The sequence below is a fragment of the Bradyrhizobium sp. CCBAU 11361 genome (assembly GCF_028128935.1).
GTDB classification, from domain to species: domain Bacteria; phylum Pseudomonadota; class Alphaproteobacteria; order Rhizobiales; family Xanthobacteraceae; genus Bradyrhizobium; species Bradyrhizobium niftali.
In genome coordinates this window covers 76773-96226 of record NZ_LBJZ01000190.1, presented here as the reverse complement: position 1 = coordinate 96226, position 19454 = coordinate 76773, and the positions used below count along the sequence as shown (strand labels likewise).

General features: G+C 64.7%; 19 protein-coding genes and 1 riboswitch. Of the genes, 11 read left to right on the top strand and 8 right to left on the bottom strand.

Features of this window, described 5'->3' with window-relative positions; genetic code table 11:
* Positions 1-4: 4 nt before the first annotated feature.
* Positions 5-2683, bottom strand: a complete 2679-nt coding sequence (alaS, locus tag XI08_RS30460; protein ID WP_271577216.1) for an alanine--tRNA ligase — start codon at positions 2681-2683, stop codon at positions 5-7.
* 231 nt (positions 2684-2914) lie between these two features.
* Positions 2915-3003: riboswitch (glycine riboswitch) on the top strand.
* Positions 3004-3148: 145 nt separating this feature from the next.
* Between alaS and gcvT the strand changes: the two genes are divergently transcribed.
* The 3 genes from gcvT (at position 3149) to gcvP (ending at position 7693) form a co-directional block, all read left to right on the top strand.
* Entirely contained in the window at positions 3149-4294 is a 1146-nt protein-coding gene (gene gcvT, locus XI08_RS30455; protein WP_271577215.1) for a glycine cleavage system aminomethyltransferase GcvT, read from the top strand.
* Positions 4295-4304: 10 nt separating this feature from the next.
* Positions 4305-4673 carry a glycine cleavage system protein GcvH gene (gene gcvH, locus XI08_RS30450; RefSeq protein ID WP_027548617.1) on the top strand — a complete coding sequence of 123 codons (369 nt, stop codon included), beginning with the start codon at positions 4305-4307 and terminating at the stop codon, positions 4671-4673.
* A 155-nt stretch (positions 4674-4828) separates the two neighbouring features.
* Positions 4829-7693 (top strand): aminomethyl-transferring glycine dehydrogenase, encoded by a 2865-nt coding sequence (gene gcvP / locus XI08_RS30445; protein ID WP_271577284.1) that lies wholly within the window; start codon positions 4829-4831, stop codon positions 7691-7693.
* Positions 7694-7697: 4 nt separating this feature from the next.
* Here gcvP and XI08_RS30440 read toward each other — a convergent pair whose 3' ends face one another.
* From XI08_RS30440 to XI08_RS30430, 3 genes are all read right to left on the bottom strand, one after another.
* Complete coding sequence (locus tag XI08_RS30440) at positions 7698-8684, bottom strand: hypothetical protein (RefSeq protein WP_271577214.1); 987 nt, start codon at positions 8682-8684, stop codon at positions 7698-7700.
* 113 nt (positions 8685-8797) lie between these two features.
* Positions 8798-9886 carry a recombinase RecA gene (recA, locus tag XI08_RS30435; RefSeq protein WP_027548614.1) on the bottom strand — a complete coding sequence of 363 codons (1089 nt, stop codon included), beginning with the start codon at positions 9884-9886 and terminating at the stop codon, positions 8798-8800.
* Between the two features lie 430 nt (positions 9887-10316).
* Positions 10317-10451: a hypothetical protein gene (locus XI08_RS30430; protein WP_271577213.1), complete on the bottom strand. Its 135-nt coding sequence runs from the start codon at positions 10449-10451 to the stop codon at positions 10317-10319.
* A gap of 132 nt (positions 10452-10583) precedes the next feature.
* On the opposite strand from XI08_RS30430, the gene XI08_RS30425 reads away from it, so the two are divergent.
* Positions 10584-10814: a hypothetical protein gene (locus XI08_RS30425; protein ID WP_271577212.1), complete on the top strand. Its 231-nt coding sequence runs from the start codon at positions 10584-10586 to the stop codon at positions 10812-10814.
* 669 nt (positions 10815-11483) lie between these two features.
* Complete coding sequence (locus XI08_RS30420; protein ID WP_271577211.1) at positions 11484-11681, top strand: hypothetical protein; 198 nt, start codon at positions 11484-11486, stop codon at positions 11679-11681.
* A gap of 894 nt (positions 11682-12575) precedes the next feature.
* Here the strand turns inward: XI08_RS30420 and XI08_RS30410 are convergent.
* Complete coding sequence (locus tag XI08_RS30410) at positions 12576-12785, bottom strand: hypothetical protein (RefSeq protein ID WP_271577210.1); 210 nt, start codon at positions 12783-12785, stop codon at positions 12576-12578.
* A 237-nt stretch (positions 12786-13022) separates the two neighbouring features.
* Between XI08_RS30410 and XI08_RS30405 the strand changes: the two genes are divergently transcribed.
* From XI08_RS30405 to XI08_RS30395, 3 genes are all read left to right on the top strand, one after another.
* Positions 13023-14870: a caspase family protein gene (locus XI08_RS30405; protein ID WP_271577209.1), complete on the top strand. Its 1848-nt coding sequence runs from the start codon at positions 13023-13025 to the stop codon at positions 14868-14870.
* 197 nt (positions 14871-15067) lie between these two features.
* Positions 15068-15487: a nuclear transport factor 2 family protein gene (locus tag XI08_RS30400; RefSeq protein ID WP_271577208.1), complete on the top strand. Its 420-nt coding sequence runs from the start codon at positions 15068-15070 to the stop codon at positions 15485-15487.
* Between the two features lie 244 nt (positions 15488-15731).
* Positions 15732-15899: a hypothetical protein gene (locus XI08_RS30395; RefSeq protein ID WP_167771457.1), complete on the top strand. Its 168-nt coding sequence runs from the start codon at positions 15732-15734 to the stop codon at positions 15897-15899.
* A gap of 828 nt (positions 15900-16727) precedes the next feature.
* Here XI08_RS30395 and XI08_RS30390 read toward each other — a convergent pair.
* Positions 16728-16967, bottom strand: a complete 240-nt coding sequence (locus tag XI08_RS30390; RefSeq protein ID WP_271577207.1) for a DUF2798 domain-containing protein — start codon at positions 16965-16967, stop codon at positions 16728-16730.
* 296 nt (positions 16968-17263) lie between these two features.
* Here XI08_RS30390 and XI08_RS30385 point away from each other — a divergent pair, with 296 nt between their 5' ends.
* Entirely contained in the window at positions 17264-17452 is a 189-nt protein-coding gene (locus tag XI08_RS30385) for a hypothetical protein (protein WP_027548608.1), read from the top strand.
* Positions 17453-17598: 146 nt separating this feature from the next.
* Positions 17599-17832, top strand: coding sequence for a DUF6894 family protein (locus tag XI08_RS30380; protein ID WP_027548607.1), 234 nt, complete (start codon positions 17599-17601; stop codon positions 17830-17832).
* Positions 17833-17841: 9 nt separating this feature from the next.
* On the opposite strand, the gene XI08_RS30375 is transcribed toward XI08_RS30380, so the two are convergent.
* Together XI08_RS30375 and XI08_RS30370 are read right to left on the bottom strand one after the other, a co-directional pair.
* The gene (locus XI08_RS30375) at positions 17842-18096 is read right to left on the bottom strand and encodes a hypothetical protein (protein WP_027548606.1); all 255 of its coding nucleotides are present in this window, start codon (positions 18094-18096) and stop codon (positions 17842-17844) included.
* Between the two features lie 101 nt (positions 18097-18197).
* Positions 18198-18494 carry a hypothetical protein gene (locus XI08_RS30370; protein WP_027548605.1) on the bottom strand — a complete coding sequence of 99 codons (297 nt, stop codon included), beginning with the start codon at positions 18492-18494 and terminating at the stop codon, positions 18198-18200.
* Positions 18495-18874: 380 nt separating this feature from the next.
* Between XI08_RS30370 and XI08_RS30365 the strand changes: the two genes are divergently transcribed.
* Positions 18875-19339: a PaaI family thioesterase gene (locus XI08_RS30365; protein ID WP_271577206.1), complete on the top strand. Its 465-nt coding sequence runs from the start codon at positions 18875-18877 to the stop codon at positions 19337-19339.
* The last annotated feature ends 115 nt before the right edge of the window (positions 19340-19454 follow it).

Genomic DNA, 19454 nt, shown 5'->3' with positions numbered 1-19454 from the left:
ATGTTTACGCGCCTGCCATCGCTTTTTCGATTGCCGCCAACGCCTCGGGCGCCTTGGCCCCATCGGGGCCGCCGGCCTGCGCCATGTCGGGCCGGCCGCCGCCGCCCTTGCCGCCGAGCGCCTCGGAGGCGACGCGCACGAGGTTCACGGCGTTGAAGCGCGCGGTCAGATCCGCGGTGACGCCGACCACGATGCCGGCCTTGCCGTCCTCGGTGACGCCGACGATGGCGACCACGCCGGAGCCGATCTGCTTCTTGCCGTCGTCGGCGAGGCTCTTGAGATCCTTCATCTCGATGCCCTCGACCGCACGCGCCATCAGCTTGACATCGCCGACCTCACGCACGCCTGCGGCTGCGCCGTTCCCGACGGATGTACCGCCGCCCATCGCGAGCTTCTTGCGGGCGTCGGAGAGCTCGCGCTCGAGCTTCTTGCGCTCCTCCATCAGGGCGGTGATGCGCGCCGGGACGTCGTCGATCGAGGTGCGCAGTTCGTTCGCCGCGGTCTTCGCCAGCGCCATGGTGTCGTTGGCGTGCTTGCGCGCATAGTTGCCGGTCAGCGCCTCGATGCGGCGCACGCCGGAGGCGACCGCGCTCTCGCCGGTCAGCGTGATCAGGCCGATGTCGCCGGTGCGCTTCACATGGGTGCCGCCGCAGAGCTCGACCGACCAGCCGAGCGCGTTGGCGCCGCGCTCGCGCGCGGTCCTGCCCATCGAGACGACGCGGACCTCGTCGCCATATTTCTCGCCGAACAGCGCACGCGCCCCCGCTTCGCGGGCTTCATCGACGCCCATGACGCGGGTCGTGACCTCGTCGTTCTCCAGCACCACGTCGTTGGCGATGTCCTCGACGCGGGCCAGTTCCTCCGCCGTGATCGGCTTCGGATGCACAAAGTCGAAACGCAGACGATCTGGCGCGACCATCGAGCCGCGCTGGGCGATGTGATCGCCGAGCACCTGGCGCAGCGCCTCGTGGATGAGGTGCGTCGCCGAGTGATGCGCGCGGATCGACGAGCGACGCGAATGATCGACCTCGAGCTGAAGCGCGGTGCCGAGCTTGATTTCGCCGCTCTCTACCGTGCCGATGTGGACGAAGAGATCGCCGAGCTTCTTCTGCGTGTCGGTGACGCGGAATTTGATGCCGCCCTCACCGAGCAGCACGCCGGAGTCGCCGACCTGGCCGCCGGACTCCGCGTAGAACGGCGTCTGGTTCAGCACCAGCGCGCCGGTCTCGCCGGCCTTGAGGCTCGTGGCCTCCTGACCGTCCTTCACCAGCGCGGATACCACGCCTTCGGCGGTCTCGGTCTCGTAGCCCAGGAATTCGGTAGCCCCGAGCTTTTCGCGCAGCGGGAACCAGATCGCCTCGGAGGCCGCCTCGCCCGAGCCCTTCCACGACTCGCGCGCCTTGGCCTTCTGGCGCTCCATCGCGTCGGTAAACGAAGCTTGATCCACGCCGATGCCGCGCGACTTCAGCGCGTCCTGCGTCAGATCCAGCGGGAAGCCGTAGGTATCGTACAGCGTGAAGGCGACGTCGCCGTCGAACATGTCGCCCTTCTTCAAGGACGCGCTCTTCTCGTCGAGGATAGCAAGGCCCCGCACCAGCGTCTTGCGGAAGCGGGTCTCTTCCAGCCGCAGCGTTTCCTCGATCAGATTTTCCGCGCGCATCAGCTCCGGATAGGCCTGGCCCATCTCGCGCACCAGCGCCCAGACCAGACGGTGCATCAGCGGCTCTTTCGCGCCGAGAAGCTGCACATGGCGCATCGCGCGGCGCATGATCCGGCGCAGCACATAGCCGCGGCCTTCATTGGAGGGCAGCACGCCGTCGGAGACGAGGAAGGCCGAGGAGCGTAAGTGGTCGGCGATGACGCGGAACGAGGCGACAGTCTGCTCGTTCGGCCCGCTGCCGAGCGCGGAGGCGGTCGCGTCGATCAGGTGACGGAACAGATCGGTCTCGAACACGCTGTCCACGCCCTGCATGATGCAGGCCATGCGCTCCAGGCCCATGCCGGTGTCGATCGAGGGACGCGGCAGATCCACGCGCTCCTCCTTCGTCACCTGCTCGTATTGCATGAACACCAGATTCCAGAATTCGAGGAAGCGGTCGCCGTCCTCGTCAGGAGAACCGGGAGGGCCACCCCAGATATGGTCGCCGCGATCGATGAAAATCTCCGAGCACGGGCCACACGGCCCGGTGTCGCCCATCGCCCAGAAATTGTCCGAGGTCGGGATGCGGATGATGCGGTCGTCGGAGAAGCCGGCGATCTTCTTCCAGAGCCCATGGGCCTCGTCGTCGGTGTGGTAGACCGTGACGAGCAGCTTGTCCTTCTTCAGCCCAAAGTCCTTGGTGATGAGCGTCCAGGCCAGCTCGATCGCGCGCTCCTTGAAATAGTCGCCGAACGAGAAGTTGCCGAGCATCTCGAAGAAGGTGAGATGGCGCGCGGTGTAGCCGACATTGTCGAGGTCGTTGTGCTTGCCGCCGGCGCGCACGCATTTCTGCGAGGTGGTGGCGCGCTGATAGGGCCGCTTCTCGACGCCGGTGAAGACGTTTTTGAACTGCACCATGCCGGCATTGGTGAACATCAACGTCGGATCGTTGCGCGGCACCAATGGCGAGGACGGCACGATCTCGTGGCCGTTCTCGGCAAAGAAGTTCAGAAAGGTCGACCTGATCTCGTTGACGCCGCTCATGTTCATCCAATCGGGTGTGTTCGGACCCGCGACCGCCGTCCAAACCGGAAATTAAGGCTGATATCTGCGGGCCAAAGCGCTTTTAGACAAGGCCAGCTTCGCTGTCCAGAAACTGTGCAGAGAGATCAGAGGGTTGCCGCAGGCGCGCAATCCCGTTGCAATCCCGTTGAAAGGCGCAATCCCCGCGTTGACAGGCTTGGCTGCCCTGTGGTCTCTACCCATTTGTATCGTACGGCCACGTCGGGAGAGACCGGCTTTGGTGCCGGCGCCGAAGGAGCAACCGCCCCGGAAACTCTCAGGCAAAAGGACCGCGTGGCTTTGACAGCATCTGGAAAGAGGCGCCGACGGGCTTGAGGCCCGGACTGCGTCCGCCGACGGGATAATACTCTCAGGCACAGCGACAGATGGGGCTTCGACTGGTTGGCTCGGGGAATCGTCCCCGGGGAACCGCCGAGGGCCCCTGTGATGCTTGCACCCGACCAAGACTCCCTGAAACGTACGCCCCTCCACGACCTTCATGTGTCCCTCGGCGGCAAGATGGTGCCGTTCGCGGGCTATGACATGCCCGTGCAGTACCCCGCGGGCGTGCTGAAGGAACATCTCCATACCCGCAGCTCCGCCGGCCTGTTCGACGTCTCCCACATGGGCCAGATCCGCTTGCTGCCGAAGTCCGGCAAGGTCGAGGACGCCGCCCGCGCGCTGGAACGGCTGGTGCCGCAGGACATCGTCGCGATTGCGCCGGGCCGGCAGCGCTACGCCCAGTTCACCAATGAAGATGGCGGCATTCTCGACGACCTGATGGTCGCCAATTTCGGCGATCACCTGTTCCTGGTCGTCAACGCCGCCTGCAAGGCCGAGGACGAGGCGCATCTGCGCGCGCATCTGTCCGACGACTGCGTCATCGATTCGCTGGCCGACCGCGCCCTGGTCGCGCTCCAGGGCCCGAAGGCCGAATTCGCGCTGGCGAAATTCTGTGCAGAGGCGCCTGCCATGAAGTTCATGGACGCCGGCCCGCACAAGGTCGCCGGTCTCGACTGCTTCGTCTCGCGCTCCGGCTACACCGGCGAGGACGGGTTCGAGATTTCGGTTCCGGCCGCGGACGCCGAGCGTCTGGCAAAAAGTCTGCTGGAAAACCCCGACGTGCTGCCGATCGGCCTCGGCGCCCGCGACAGCCTGCGGCTGGAGGCCGGGCTCTGCCTCTACGGCCACGACATCGACACCGCCACCACGCCGGTCGAGGCCGCGCTGGAATGGTCGGTGCAGAAAAGCCGCCGCAGCGGCGGCGCCCGAGCCGGTGGTTTCCCCGGCGCCGAGAAGATCCTCGCCCATTTCGATCAGGGTGCCGGCCGCCGCCGCGTCGGCCTGCGCGCGGAAGGCCGCGCGCCGGTGCGCGAGGGCGCGCTGCTGTTTGCGGATGCGACATCCGCCGCGCCGATCGGAACGGTCACATCGGGCGGCTTCGGCCCGAGCCTGAACGCGCCGGTCGCGATGGGCTACGTGCCCACCGCACTGGGCGCGCTCGGCACCAGCCTGTTCGCCGAGGTGCGCGGCCAGCGACTGCCGCTCACGGTCGCCGCCATGCCCTTCGTGAAAAACACCTACAAACGCTGAGGACTTCAGAATGACCACGACGCTGTACACCTCCGACCATGAATGGCTCGCCATCGAGGGCGATGTCGCCACCGTCGGCATCACCGACTACGCGCAGCAGCAGCTCGGCGACGTCGTGTTCGTCGAACTGCCCAAGCTTGGCCGCGTGCTGAAGAAGGCGGAAGCCGCCGCCGTGGTGGAATCGGTGAAGGCCGCCTCCGACGTCTACGCGCCTGTTACGGGCGAAGTGCTCGAGACCAACGCCGCGCTCGCCGCCGAGCCGGCGCTGGTGAACACGGACGCGCAAGGCGCCGCCTGGTTCTTCAAGATCAAGATTGCCGACAAGAGCGAACTCGGCGGCCTCATGGATGAAGCCGCCTACAAGGCCCACACGGCGTGAGGATATGACCCGAGCCGTTTCAACATACTCACTGTCATGCCCCCGCGAAGGCGGGGCATCCAGTAAACGCAGCCGGTTCGGCCAGAACCGAGAGGCCGCGGCGTACTGGATCGCCCGCCTTCGCGGATGACAGCAACTCCTAGCGAGGACCCATGATGACCGCGCACCGCAAATCCAACGGCGACACCGTCAATTTCGCTCGCCGCCACATCGGCCCGTCGGCGCGCGACGTCGCCGCGATGCTGGAGGCCGTCGACGCCAAGAGCGTCGACGCGCTGATGGCGGAAACGCTGCCGGCCTCGATCCGGCAGGCCGCCCCGCTCGATCTCGGCAAGCCGCTGAGCGAGACCGAGGCGATCGCGCATATGGGCGAGCTCGCTGCCCAAAACCAGGTCTTCACCTCGCTGATCGGCCAGGGCTATTCGGGCACGATCCTGCCCGCGGTGATCCAGCGCAACATCCTGGAGAATCCGGCCTGGTACACCGCCTACACGCCGTACCAGCCGGAGATCAGCCAGGGCCGGCTGGAGGCGCTGTTCAACTTCCAGACCATGATCTGCGACCTCACCGGGCTCGACGTCGCCAACGCCTCGCTGCTCGACGAGGCGACCGCGGCAGCCGAAGCGATGGCGCTGGCGGAGCGGCACTCGCGGGTCGAAGCGAAGGCCTTCTTCGTCGACAAGGACGTGCATCCGCAGACGTTAGCTGTGATGCGCACCCGCGCCGAGCCGCTCGGCTGGAAACTGATCGTCGGCGATCCTCTCACCGAGCTCGACAAGGCCGACGTGCTCGGCGCGCTGCTGCAATATCCGGGCTCTTCGGGCGCAGTGCGCGACCTCAGGCCCGCAATCGCGACGCTGAAGGCCAAGGGCGCCCTCGCGATCGTTGCCGCCGACCTGCTGGCCCTGACGCTGCTCGCCTCGCCCGGCGAGCTCGGGGCCGACATCGCCATCGGCTCGGCTCAGCGCTTCGGCGTGCCGATGGGCTATGGCGGGCCGCACGCGGCCTACATGGCGGTGCGCGATGCGCTGAAGCGCTCGCTGCCCGGCCGCATCGTCGGCCTCTCCGTGGATTCGCGCGGGATGCCGGCCTACCGCCTCGCGCTCCAGACCCGCGAGCAGCACATCCGCCGCGAGAAGGCGACCTCCAACATCTGCACCGCGCAGGTGCTGCTCGCCGTGATCGCCGCGATGTATGCGGTCTATCACGGCCCCGAAGGCCTTGCGCAGATCGCGCGCCAGGTGCATCGCCGCGCTGCCGTGCTCTCTAGCGGCCTGCGCAAGCTCGGCTTTGCGCCTGATAGCGAAAACTTCTTCGACACGCTCAGCGTCGATGCCGGTGGCAAGCGTGCCGAGATCGTCGCGCGCGCGGCTGCCGAGAAGATCAATCTCGGCGTCGGTGAGGCGGCTTTGCGCATCGCGCTCGACGAGACCACCACGCCCGCGACCATCGAGGCGGTCTGGCGCGCCTTCGGCGGCACGCTCGCCTACGCCGAGATCGACGCGACCACGCGCGAGGCGCTGCCGGAGGCGCTGAAGCGCACGACCGCGTTCCTCACCCATCCGGTGTTCCACGCGCATCGCTCGGAGACCGAGATGCTGCGCTACATGCGCAAGCTCAGCGACCGCGACCTCGCGCTCGACCGCGCCATGATCCCGCTCGGCTCCTGCACCATGAAGCTGAACGCGACCACCGAGATGATGCCGCTGACCTGGCCGGAATTCGGCTCCCTGCACCCGTTCGCCCCGCGCGAGCAGGCCAAGGGCTATCACGCGCTGTTCGCGCGGCTGGAAAAGTGGCTGTGCGACATCACCGGCTATGACGCGATCTCGCTGCAGCCGAATTCCGGCGCGCAGGGCGAATATGCCGGGCTTCTGGCGATCCGCGCCTATCACGCCGCGCGCGGCGAGACGCACCGCAAGATCTGCCTGATCCCCTCCTCCGCCCACGGCACCAACCCGGCCTCGGCCGCGATGGTCGGCATGGATGTGGTGGTGGTCGCCTGCGAGAAGAACGGCGACGTCGACGTCAATGATCTCCGCGCCAAGGCCGACAAGCATGCGAATGACCTCGCCGCGGTGATGATCACCTATCCCTCGACCCACGGCGTGTTCGAGGAGCACATAAGCGAGATCTGCGACGTCGTGCACGGCCATGGCGGCCAGGTGTATCTCGACGGCGCCAACCTCAACGCGCAGGTCGGCCTGTCCCGGCCCGGCGATTACGGCGCCGACGTCAGCCACCTCAACCTGCACAAGACCTTCTGCATCCCGCATGGCGGCGGCGGCCCGGGCATGGGCCCGATCGGCGTGAAGGCGCATCTTGCACCGTTCCTGCCGGGCCATCCCGCAACGCAGACGGATGCACCGGTCGGCCCGGTCTCGGCGGCGCCGTTCGGCTCGGCCTCGATCCTGACCATCTCCTACATCTACATCCTGATGATGGGCGGCGAAGGGCTGAAGCGCGCCACCGAGATCGCGATCCTCAACGCCAACTACATTGCAGCACGGCTCGATGCGCATTTCCCGGTGCTCTACAAGAACGCGAAGGGCCGCGTCGCGCATGAGTGCATCGTCGACCCCCGCGCCCTCAAGACGACCAGCGGCGTCACCGTCGACGACATCGCCAAGCGCCTGATCGATTACGGCTTCCACGCGCCGACCATGAGCTTCCCGGTGCCGGGCACGCTGATGATCGAGCCGACCGAATCGGAATCGAAGGCCGAGCTGGATCGCTTCTGCGACGCGATGATCGCGATCCGCAAAGAGATCGCCGAGGTCGAGGCCGGCCGCTTCAAGATCGAGGCCTCGCCGTTGCGTCACGCCCCGCACACCGTGCACGACATCGCGGACGATGCGTGGAATCGCGCCTACACACGTGCCGAGGGCTGCTTCCCCGACGGCGTCTCGCGCACCGACAAATACTGGAGCCCTGTGGGGCGCGTCGACAACGTCTATGGCGACCGCAACCTGGTGTGCTCCTGCCCGCCGGTGAGCGACTACGCGGAAGCCGCGGAGTAATGGCTTAAGGCGCCACCAGCGAACGGCTTTGCGGATTCCAGCACCAAAGCCGTTCGTTGGTCAGGAGCGTGCCGCCCCACCAGCGCCGGATCGCATTGTGGCTGCGGAAATTGTCTCGGCCCGCAAGCACCGCTTTGCCAAAGTCCGTCAGCAACAGCCGGCTCCGGCGAAAAGCGGCGTTGCGACCGCGCGCATCGTGCGGGGCGAGCGTCGCGAGCTTCGAATCGAGGCCGGCGACCGCCGGCATCGGACCGGACGCGAGCCCTTCGAGCAAAGGGCCGAGCTCCCACTGGTCGAACACGCGTGTTTCGAGCAGGCCGCCCGGCTGAAACAGCTCCTTGGTACGGTTGTGTCCCCTCGCAATCAGTTCGAGAAGTCGCGCTTCCGTCGCGCCCAATCCGGTGATTGGTGACGGCAGTTCTGCCAACAATGCTTCCATCGCCGGCTTCAGGAAAGGCAGCCTGGGCAAATCCCTGCGCAGGAGCCCGGAGCAGAGCTCCGGCGTTGGCGCCCGGTAGGCCTCCCAGGCCGTGCGGGCGATCTCAAAGTCGTGCTCCGTGACATCGAGCGCCCGCACGGTACGCTCGCGAAGCCCCGCGACGTCTGCTCCGAGCAAATCGAAATCGACCAGTCGCAATTTCAGGCGCTCGGCCATGTAGGGTTCGGCGCGGAGATAGTCGAGGATCCAGATCAACTGCAATTGATTATTCGGGCTGGGATCAAACCACAGCTCGATGACATCGACGCCGTAGGCCTTGCAGAACCAGTCCAGCGGGAGCTCCTTGTGCGCGAGACCCGTCTCGGGAGACCGCGCAACAAGATCGGACCAACGCACCTCCGGATCGCCTCTGAAAAAGCCTCCCGTGAGGTAGGTCCCGAGGTGGTGCGACGTGGGCAGCGGTCCCGACACGAACCGAAAGATGAGCGGAACAACCATGTCGGCGCGATCGGCATAGGTGAGACCGACGCCGGACGAACTGATCAGGATCATGCGCTTCATCGTCGACGCACCCACCCCCACGCAAAACGAAACGGGCGCCGAAGACGTCGGCAACTCAACGTCATCAGCGCCCGCTCCTCGCGAAAAACTTTCCGCGTTAAAACCTACTCTTCCGTCGGCTCCTCGCCGTCGGCGTCGCGCTCCGGCGTGCCGGCCAGGATTTGCTCGGCGATCAGGCCGGAGTTCTGGCGGATCGCGGTCTCGATCTTGGCGGTGATGTCAGGGTTGGCCTTCAAAAACGCCTTCGAGTTCTCGCGGCCCTGGCCGAGGCGCTGGCTGTCATAGGAGAACCAGGCGCCGGATTTCTCGACGATGCCGGCCTTGACACCGAGATCGAGGATCTCGCCCATCTTGGAAACGCCCTCGCCGTACATGATGTCGAACTCGACCTGCTTGAAGGGCGGCGCCAGCTTGTTCTTCACCACCTTGACGCGCGTGGTGTTGCCGACCACTTCGTCGCGCTCCTTGATCGCGCCGATGCGGCGGATGTCGAGGCGGACGGAGGCGTAGAACTTCAGCGCGTTGCCGCCGGTCGTCGTTTCCGGTGAGCCATACATCACACCGATCTTCATGCGGATCTGGTTGATGAAGATCACCATGGTGTGGGACTTGTTGATGGACGCCGTCAGCTTGCGCAGCGCCTGGCTCATCAACCGCGCTTGAAGGCCCGGCAGCGATTCGCCCATCTCGCCCTCGAGTTCGGCCTTCGGCACCAGCGCCGCGACCGAATCGACCACCAGAACGTCCACCGCACCCGAACGCACCAGCGTGTCGCAGATCTCAAGCGCCTGCTCGCCGGTGTCAGGCTGCGAGATCAGCAGCTCGTCGATGTTGACCCCGAGCTTCCTCGCATAGACCGGGTCGAGCGCGTGCTCGGCGTCGATGAAGGCACAGATGCCGCCCTTCTTCTGCGCTTCCGCCACCGTGTGCAGCGCCAGCGTGGTCTTGCCCGAGGATTCCGGCCCGTAGATTTCCACGACGCGCCCCTTCGGCAGGCCGCCGATGCCGAGCGCAATGTCGAGCCCGAGGGAACCGGACGACACCGCCTCGACATCCATCGACCGGTCGTTCTTGCCCAGCTTCATCACCGAACCCTTGCCGAACTGGCGCTCGATCTGGGAGAGCGCGGCGGCCAGAGCTTTACTCTTGTCCATGGAAGATCCTTCGACGATACGCAGGGCAGTTGCGGACATTGGGTCGTGCTCCTTATGGCGAGGATTCGCTAGGGGGACAAACGATTGGCGAGGCGGGCCGGCGATAAAAGCAATGTACCCCATTTGTTCCAAGTTCGCAATATGTTCTTTTACGGATTTGGGTACTGTCCGTATTTAACCCCTAGTGTCCTAAGCTGAATTCGGAAGTGTCCTATTTTGTTCGCGAACTGCCACAACCTGTTCATGCGTGTTTAGGATTAACCCGTTCTGGGTGTAGCGAATAAAGGCCGGGGCGTTCCGCTAAGAGAACACCTTGGGGAACAATCGGCTTGGCGGCGCGTTTGCTCGCGTCTCCAGCCGAAAGGTGCCCCCCCGACTGCTGGAGGAAAACCCGCCAGACGGGTTGGCGGCCCCCTCTTGGGGCCGTTTAAAATTCAAGAACAAGGGCCGCCTCAGTTGGCGGCCTCTTTCATTTGGGCTTCCCTAGCCTGGGAAGATCGTCGAACGGCAGAAGCAGATTGGCGTCGTTCAACTTCAGATAGGCGATATCCATCTTCTCCCAGAAATCGTGCCTGTCCCTGGACAGGCGCATCATCGCCTTCACGCCTAATTCAGGTCCAGGCCAACCTTTGGGACAGATCGTATTTAATCCCAAAGAACATGTAGCGAACCTTGCAAGGAATGGAACAAGAGCATTTAATGGGTTCCATTCATCGCGGCTGCTGAGGGCCGTCAGATGCCTGAGTACCAAGCCTATGTGATTGGCGAGGATGGGCACATCAAACAGCGCCTCGACCTGATATGCGCGGATGATGCCGCGGCCAAGGAACGGGCCAAGTCCCTGGTGGAAAACGACGCGATAGAGCTATGGCAATCCGACCATAAGATCGCGACGTTCGACCCTGACCCCCTGAAAGCTGAACAAGTGCAGGGCTGGCTCAACAGCGAGCTACATCCGCCGAAGTAAGGCCGCCTCGGTTGGCGGCCTCTTTGAACGAAAAAGGCCCCAGCTCGCAGGATTAGGGGGGCGTTGAGCTGGGGCCGGCGGGGTACCCTTGGGGAAGGGCACCGGGAAAACCTGGCAATCCAACGATCGTTCCTAACGGCTCCCGCCCCAACACTTCCCAATGGCCCGATCTGCCTCTGCGGGTGTCCTAATTGGGACAGCACCCGGATGTGGGGTGCTGTCCGTATTTGATCCTCTGGTGCCCCAAGCTGAACGACGTTCGGGTCCCTCTGGAGCTCCATCGGCATCAAGATGTCCCGCTCCAGCACAATGAACCTTGGCACGGAGCGTGCAGACAAAGCATTACCGGGGTTTTGCATCATCCCCCCTGGGGCTGGAAAGCCGCCGCCCGCGCTATATTTGAGCGGGCGGCGTTTTTATTTACGGATAGCAAAAGGCCCCAACGCGAGAGGGACCGGGGAGCTGGGCCAAGGTGCCGGGCCAGCCAAGGCCGGTTTGAAAATCGCAGTGGCCTGATTTGCTTTCGCCAACTTTTCCCGAGGTGGTCAAGATTGACCAGATGTCCGGCAGCGGACATGTCAGGCTATACCATCACCGCGCGGCCCTCGGCTTTCATCGGTGATGAGAACGCCCTTAGCGCTCCCGCCTCCTCTGGAATGGAGCAGCGCCATGCAGCGACGCCGTCTCAAGCAAACCACGTCACTTGAAGAGCGCCTGGCCGAACAAGCGCAACGACTCCGTGAGGAAGCCGAATCGCTTCCACCCGGTATCGAACGTGAGCATACAATCCGCAAAGCCCGGCAAGCCGAGACCGGCGCTCACATCTGCGAGTGGCTGAATTCGCCCGGGCTGCAACCACCGGATTGAACGCTGCGGCCAACTCGCAGGCGCCGGTGGCTGAGAGCGACGCGCTCCCGCCCCGCATTTTCGAGAGCGCCTGCGGTGGCTATCGACGTAGTGCAAGGCCTGCTCGCGGCCCAGGAAGAAGCCGTCCGCGCATTGGCCGGCCTCGCATGGGACGCCGTGCGAAACGTCGGGGGCAGCGCAGCAAAAGGCCCCAACTCAAGGGAACGGCGAGCTGGGGCCAAGGTACCGGGCCAGCCAAGGCTACCGCCGGCCCATGCACATCAACATGCACCAGGGCGCCATCCCGGTGCGATGGGGCAATCGGCTTAATCAGGATTTGCAAGCGGGAGCCCCACGCGCAGCGGCCCCGCCTCGCTGGTGCGCGGTAGGGCCGCCCCGCTCCCCCGGATTAGGGGCTGGATCCGTCCGGTGGGCCAATTCAGCTTATGCCCGTTAGCGGGAAACCGTGACTGCTCAAAAGGGGCATCCGTGTCCAATTGGGACAGGCCAACCTATTCCTGAGGAGTTTGGATTAACCCGTTTGAGGTGCAACGAATAAAGGCCGGGCCGTTCCGCCAGAAGAAGACCATGAAATGTGAAATGTTCACTTTGGAACAGAACGCGGCGCGTCTGCATATTAAGATCGCTAGAACTCAAACCCAACGGTTAGGACCCGTAAGCCACGAGGCGAGTCATGCAACATCGTCGCAGGTTCAAGCACACCCTGTCCCTCGAAGAGCGCCTGGCCCGAGAAGCCGAACGATTAAGAGAGCAAGCCAAGAAGCTCCCGCACGGCCTTGAGCGCGAAACCCTCCTCCGCAAAGCCAGACAAGCCGAGACCGGCTCGCACATGAGCGAATGGCTTACATCGCCGGGGCTTCAACCGCCAAAGCCAGCGTAGACGCAAGGCACGCCTCAGCTATCGAGTTGCCCGGCATAGATCCGGATCCGTCCCGGCGTGGTCATTCGCAGCCTGCCCTGAAGAAAGACCATGTAGCCCAGCGCGATCAATCGGGCGCGATGTTTGGCAGGGATCGCAGGCGCAGCGCCGTTTGCAGACGCATTACCGACCGTGAGCAAAGAGGCGAACTCTTCATGGGTGAGCTTTTTCCCTTTCGCGGTCATCACCGGAGCATGGACTGCTTCGGCGATCCTGCATGTGCAATTTTGTTCAGACCCAGGAAATAAAGGCCGCCTCAACTGGCGGCCTCTTTCATTTGGACAGCTCGTGGTTGCAGCCTCGTCAAGTTCCTCTTGGTCAGCCGGGAACTGACCAACCCGACTAGTGATGTACCTCACATACCATCCGCTTGCCTTTCGGCAGGCTGCGAATACGCTGCTCGCGTTTGATTTGGGGCTGTAATGGGCGCGCTTCGTTTTCTTTTGATCGTTTTTGCCGTGTGGCTCGGATGCGGACCGGCAATGGCCGAACGGCGCGTCGCGCTTGTGATCGGCAATTCGGCCTACAAGAGCGTCCCCCGGCTCACCAACCCGGTGAACGACGCCACCCTGGTCGGCGGCATGTTCAAGAAGGCCGGCTTCGACGATGTCGATGTCAGGCTCGACCTCAACGCCGCCGACATGCGCCGGTCGCTGCGCGAGTTCGCGGGCAGGACCCGCGATGCCCAAGTTGCCGTCATTTACTATGCCGGGCACGGCATCGAGCTGGACGGTACGAACTATTTGATCCCCACCGATGCCGCGCTGGAAACCGACGGCGACGTGCTCGACGAGACCGTCGCGCTCGACCGCGCGCTTTATGCCGTGGAGCCCGCCAAGCAGCTTCGCCTCGTCATCCTGGACGCCTGCCGGGACAATCCGTTCGCCAAGACGATGAAGCGCACGATCGCGTCGCGCGCCATCGGGCGCGGACTTGCCAAGATCGAGCCGACCAGCCCGAACACCATGATCGCCTTCGCCGCCAAGGCGGGCTCGACGGCGTCAGACGGCGACTCCAAGAACAGCCCGTTCGCGGCAGCTCTGGTCGAGCGTCTGCCGACGCCAGGGCTCGATCTGCGCAAGGCCTTTGGCTTCATCCGCGACGATGTGCTCAAAAACACCGGCTACAAGCAGGAGCCCTATGTGTACGGCTCGCTCGGCGGTGATGACGTGCCGCTGGTTGCCGCGAAGCCGGTCGTGGCCGGGCCGCAGGCAAATCCCCAAGATGCAGTTCGCCGCGACTATGAGCTGGCGCTGCAGGCGGGTGATCGCGACGCATGGGAGGCGTTTCTCCAGACCTATCCTGAGGGCTTCTATGCGAACCTTGCGCGGGTGCAGTTGAAGAAGATCGGGGCCGAAGATGCACGCGCGGCCGCAGCGGAGAAGGCAAGGCAGGCCGAAGACGAGAAGGCGCGGCTGGTCGCGGAGCGAGCCAAGAAGGCCGAGCAGGACAAGGCCGCCGCCGCCGCCAAGGCCGCCGAGGATGCCCGGCTCGCGGCCGAAAAGGCCAAGCAGGTCGAGGAGGCCAAGGCGGCCGCAGCCGAGCAACGCAGGAAGGATGCCGAGGCCGCCGTCGCCAAGGCGCTGGCCGACAAGCAGGCTGCCGAGAAGGCGCTCGCCGACAAGATCGCGAACGACAAGGCGGCTTCCGAGCTGGCCGCAAAGCAGGCGACCGAGAAGGCTCAGCGTGACGTCGAGCAGAAGGTCGCGGCAGTTGCCCCAACGCAATCGCCGCCCAGCCTCTCGCCGCAGGAGACGGCCAAACTGGTGCAGTCAGAACTCCGTCGCGTCGGGTGTCTGACGGGTGCAGCGGACGGAGAATGGAACGCCGCCGCGCAGCGCTCGCTGACGCTGTTCAACAAGCATGCCGGGACGAAGTTCGATGCCAAGCTCGCCAGCTTCGACGCACTCGATGCCATCAAGGCCAAGCCGGGACGCGTCTGCCCCCTGGTTTGCGATCGCGGCTCCAGGGCTGATGGCGACACCTGCGTGAAGATCGCCTGCCGCGCGGGCTATCGCGTCAACGACGACAACGAATGCGAGAAGGTACAGGACAAGAAGCCCGTCGCGACCCGCGACGGGTCGAGGACGCGTGACAACGAGCGTCAACAGATCGAATCATCTCCGCCCAAGCCGCAAGCCACGTCCTCGAGCCAAATGTTCTGCTCGGCCGCTGGGTGTCGGCCAGTTCGCCCAGGCTGCAGACTTGAGCGCGGCGCGCCGGGATTTACTGGCCCTGGCGGGACCACGCAGGCTGAAGTTTGTAACTGAGCCGCGAGTGAGAGACCCGATCTTGCGGACCGGATACCGTCGCCTCACCTTGAGAGGCGCGCCTCGGGGGCCAGTGACACTAAATCGATACGCGAAACGTCCGGCACCCGGATTTTGACGCTGGCCTGTTTCCGGGCTCAGGACCCCGGTTTGATTTTCACGGTGGCCTATCTTCAATTACGGTGCATCGCAACGTGATGGAGCCGGCCAGTGTCAGACGAGGTGCGCGATCTATTCGACCGCTGGAACGGGTCTGGCACGACGGCCAATATGACCTGGTCCCGAGCTGCGTCGGGCCGACCTACATCAGGCATGACGAGAACGGCGATCGGACCGTGACGCGGGAGGCTTACGCAGCCGAGTTGCAAGGCGTCCACAAGGACCGACCGGGCATCCGCGTCGTGGTCTACGACCATTCATTTACGACGGACCGCGCCTGGTTCCGGTTCTCGTTCCAATGGCGCGATCCCAGGACCGGCGAGAGGCAGAGCCGGGCCGGGATGCAGAGCTACCGGATCGAGGACGGAAAGCTGGTCGAGACCTGGATCACGATGCGCCCGCTCGGCACGTCATGGACTGACACGCCGCAGGAACGCTGGACGACGCCGAAGACGTAAGGCCGCCTCGGCTGGCGCAGTGAGCCGCCTCGGTTGACGGCCTCTCGGTTCTCCGAACTTGCGCATCAACGCCTCTGACTCCAATCTCTGACTCCAATCTCGCAGCGTCCTTCTTCGACCGAAGCTGACGCGCATCAAAGACGCATGAGCGGGACGCCGTCATGCTTCCGCAATCTTTTGGCATCGAACCTTTTCGCGGTCTGCGGCTTCTCTGAGTTGGAGCGCAACAGTGGGGATCTCGGTCATGACGGAAGACACGCACCAGGATGCAACCAGGCGTAATCGCCTGCTGGAGGCGGCGCATGAGGAGATGGTCAAGTTCGAGCGGAAGGAAAACGAGTTCCGCAAAAAGGACCGTCTGGAGCGTGCCGCCGAGCTCCAGCTTCCGCTGGACGTGATCAAGGTTCACTAGGGCCACCAGGACGGGCTGCGGAGCCGACCAGGCGCGCCGGCACGGCGGGCATCGGGCATGCGTCACCGAAAGCGGCGGCTGACAGCGGCCGCCCTGGTCAATGCAAGGCCCGGCATCACGCGTTGGCAATATGCCCGGCTTCAGGGCGATCGCGCGCGTAAAAGGTATCCAAATACTACCTCTAAATTATTGACCCAGCAGGCAAATCCCCAACCCGCCTACTGTGCATGGGGTTGTTTTCCAATTTTTTGAAAGACGGGGCCAGCTGCCGCCGGCGCATGCCGGCCAAATCTACATGAGCGCCAGCAGCCCGATGCCGATCACCAGCACGACAAAGCCAACCGCCGTCGCGGCGGCGAACGACCGCTCTACGTTATCCATGATGCTACCCCGTTGCCGGCAAGCCACGTTTCCCCCATGGCTGCACCGGACCTTGCGGAATCTCGCCTGCGGCTGTGGCCCGAGTGTTGCGATCGGGTGACCAAATTGGGACCGGTGCGGGGCCAGTCTGCGGCCTCCCCGGTGCGGGCTTCGATGCTGCGGCCGTCAGGCACCCGTAAGCCTGGTCGCCTAATGTCGTCTCGTCCGGTGGACCAACACCGGACCTCCATACCCAACCGACGACCCCGCTCTCCCACGAGCGGGGTTTTCTGTTGGCGGGCATGGGTGAGCGCCGGCCTGGATTCGATTCGCGGGCTTGTCAGGCTGTCGTAAGCTCAGCCGGCTAGGGTCATTGGGCTTATGGTGTTGCAGCCCAGCACCTCAGCCTCCAATAACCTTTGACCCCGCCTGGCTCTCCCCAGGCGGGTTTTTTTCATGCCGGCCGGTTCACGGGCCCCTCTCCTCCCGCGTCAGCCGCAACGAGAAGGCGCGGATCGCGGGCGCCGCCAGCAGCACCACGGGCAGCATCGCGGCCCATGCGAGCAGCCATGACAGCATCCAGTGCCGGGCGAACAGCATCGCGCCGTCGGCCGGCAGGCTGGCGATCCCAGCCGCGATCAGCGAGGTCAGTCCGGACTGGAGGACACCGAAGACGAAATGACTGTAGCGGCGGGGAATGCCGAGCATGATGCGCTCATGTTGCTTGCCGTCACGAGGCCAAGCAAGCCACATGCCGTCGCGCGCATCGAGGCGGGCCTTGGCTCTTCCCGTTCGATCGGGATCGCCGGCGTCACAACCGATCGTTAACCGATGACCATCGAACGCCCCGTGGTTCTCCGACCATGAACAGAGTTCCTGAGCCGCGCTCAACTGCATCAGCGCGCACCGGGCGATGGTCTTGCATTGCCTTGCGGGCCGGCCTCTTTCGGAATTCGATTGCCAACATGCTACAGTGATCGAAGGTGAATCGTGGGGAGGTAACCATGAATCACAGGGGCGTCGAATTCACCGTCGCCAAGACGGCCATTCCCGGAATCTGGCAATGGCAGTTCCGCATCGGTGAGCAGGTCAAGACCGGCAAGACCGAGACCAAGATCGACCTGCTGGCGATCCGGCGGGTGCAGCTGCGCATCGATCGGGAGCTGAAGGCCATCGGGCGCAAAACGGCCTGAACCGGACGCGCCGAGATCGGCGTCACGGCCCCTCCTATGCGCCCCGGTTATCCCGTAGCCGCCCGGAATTGATCTGCCGGTGGTTTGGGATTGCACTGCGCGCCGTGGGCCTTGGGGGCGGGGCCGTCACGCGATCGGTGCCAGCCATGCCGCTCTATTTCTTTCGAATTCGGAACGGCCGCTATTCCGGCTGTGCGGACCAGGCGTCGGAATTTGCCGACCGCGATCTGGCCTGGAAGGAGATGACCAGTGTCTGCGCCGACATGGCCGCGGGCATCGCCCGCAAGCTCCAGGAAAATTCCGAATGGCACATGGAACTCCTGGACGAGACCAAGGAGCCCGTGTTCCGCATCCGCATCGTCGCCGAGACGCTCGACTAGGGGCCGACCTCAATCGGCGCTGGGCAGCCGCCGCATGGTGAATTCGATGTCGCCGCCGGGCAGCTCGCGCCAGGTCTCGACCGCGCTCATATAGCCGGCCTTGGGGTAGCGGGCGAAGAAGGCCTGCGCCCTCGCCCGCGCCGCCGCGCGCGGCAGCGTGAAGGTCTCGCGCAGATAACCGTCGCCGGCGTGCTCGCCCGGCTTGCCGCCGATCCTGCGCCGGCGCGCCATCCGCTCGGCGAGATCCCGCGGACGATCGGCCATGACCTGTCCTCCTCTACGCAACACCTGCCGGCAATGTAGGGAGCGGATCGGACGAAGAGGAGTCCCGGCCGAAAGGCGCATGCCGCCTCCGGCCGAAAGGCTCAGTTGGCGGCCGTGCCGGTCTTGGTCTTCTTCGGCGCGCTGGTGGTTGCGGCCGATGCCTTCGGCGCAGCCTGCTTCGGCGGATCGGAGCGCATGCCGCCCCAGGGATCGTTGGACGACTTGGCGTCCGGAATCTTCTTCAGCGTTTCCTTGTAGACCTTTTCACGCTCGGCATCCGCGGCCTTTTCTTCCGGGGACTTGCTCGGCGCGTCCTGCATCAAATTGATATTGGGCATTTGCGCGTAGGCCGGTCCCGCCAGCACGGCCAGCACCGCCGCCATACGGAAAAGCTTCATCATCTACTCCCTGATCATCATGGCGGCGCGGATCAGCCGCGCCTGTCATCCCTATCACAGCCCGTCCGTGACCGCTGGGGTCGCTCAGGGCCGAATGGCCCGCTAGAGCCGGTCCGATCTGCACGATTTCGGCGCGTGCAGCCAGTCGTCCCAGATCGGGCCGCATCTGGTGCACCCGTCCAGCACGATGCCGAGCGCCACCAGCCAAAACACGAGGACACACCGACGCAACATCATCCACCCGATCCCAAGCGCGGCATCATATCGGGCGAAGTCAGGCATTTTCAAGCCGACGGGACCGGCATCAGACCGGGTGACTTTGCCGTGCCGATCCGCGCAGAATGGCAGAAACATCCGGCAACAATGGAGGACACGCCGCAATGCCATCGCAGCCAGAAGCCGAGTTCGGCATCGCTGAGGCCAGACGCATCCTCGGCGAGGTCTTTGCGCCCTGGGTCCAGGATCTCAACCTCTCGGTCGAGCGCATCGAGGACGCGCAGCCTGCGGATGCGCCGGACTGGCAGCCGGGTGCGCTGCTCCGGATGGCGTTTTCGGAGCGGCTGTGCCGGAACGGCGGCGTCGTCTGCGGCCAGGCGCTGATGGCCCTCGCCGACACCGCGATGGTCATCGCAATCCTCGCCGCCAATCGCGGCTACCGTCCGATGACCACGGTCGACCAGACCACGCATTTCATGCGCGCGGCCACCTCGTCGGACGTGCTCGCGGACGCCCGCGTGGTGCGGCTCGGGCGCACCATGAGCTTCGGCCGCGTCACGCTGCTCTCGGCCGCCGACAACAAGCCGGTGGCAATGGTGTCGAGCGCGTTCGCGATGCTGCCGGGCTGAGCATCGCCGCAAAAGACGAGAGCCGCGTGAGCGCAAGGCGCACCGCGGCTCTCCATCACGTTCGCATCAAAGCGAGAGGCCGAAGCGCGATTGCGTCCGCGCTTCAGTCCGCTTC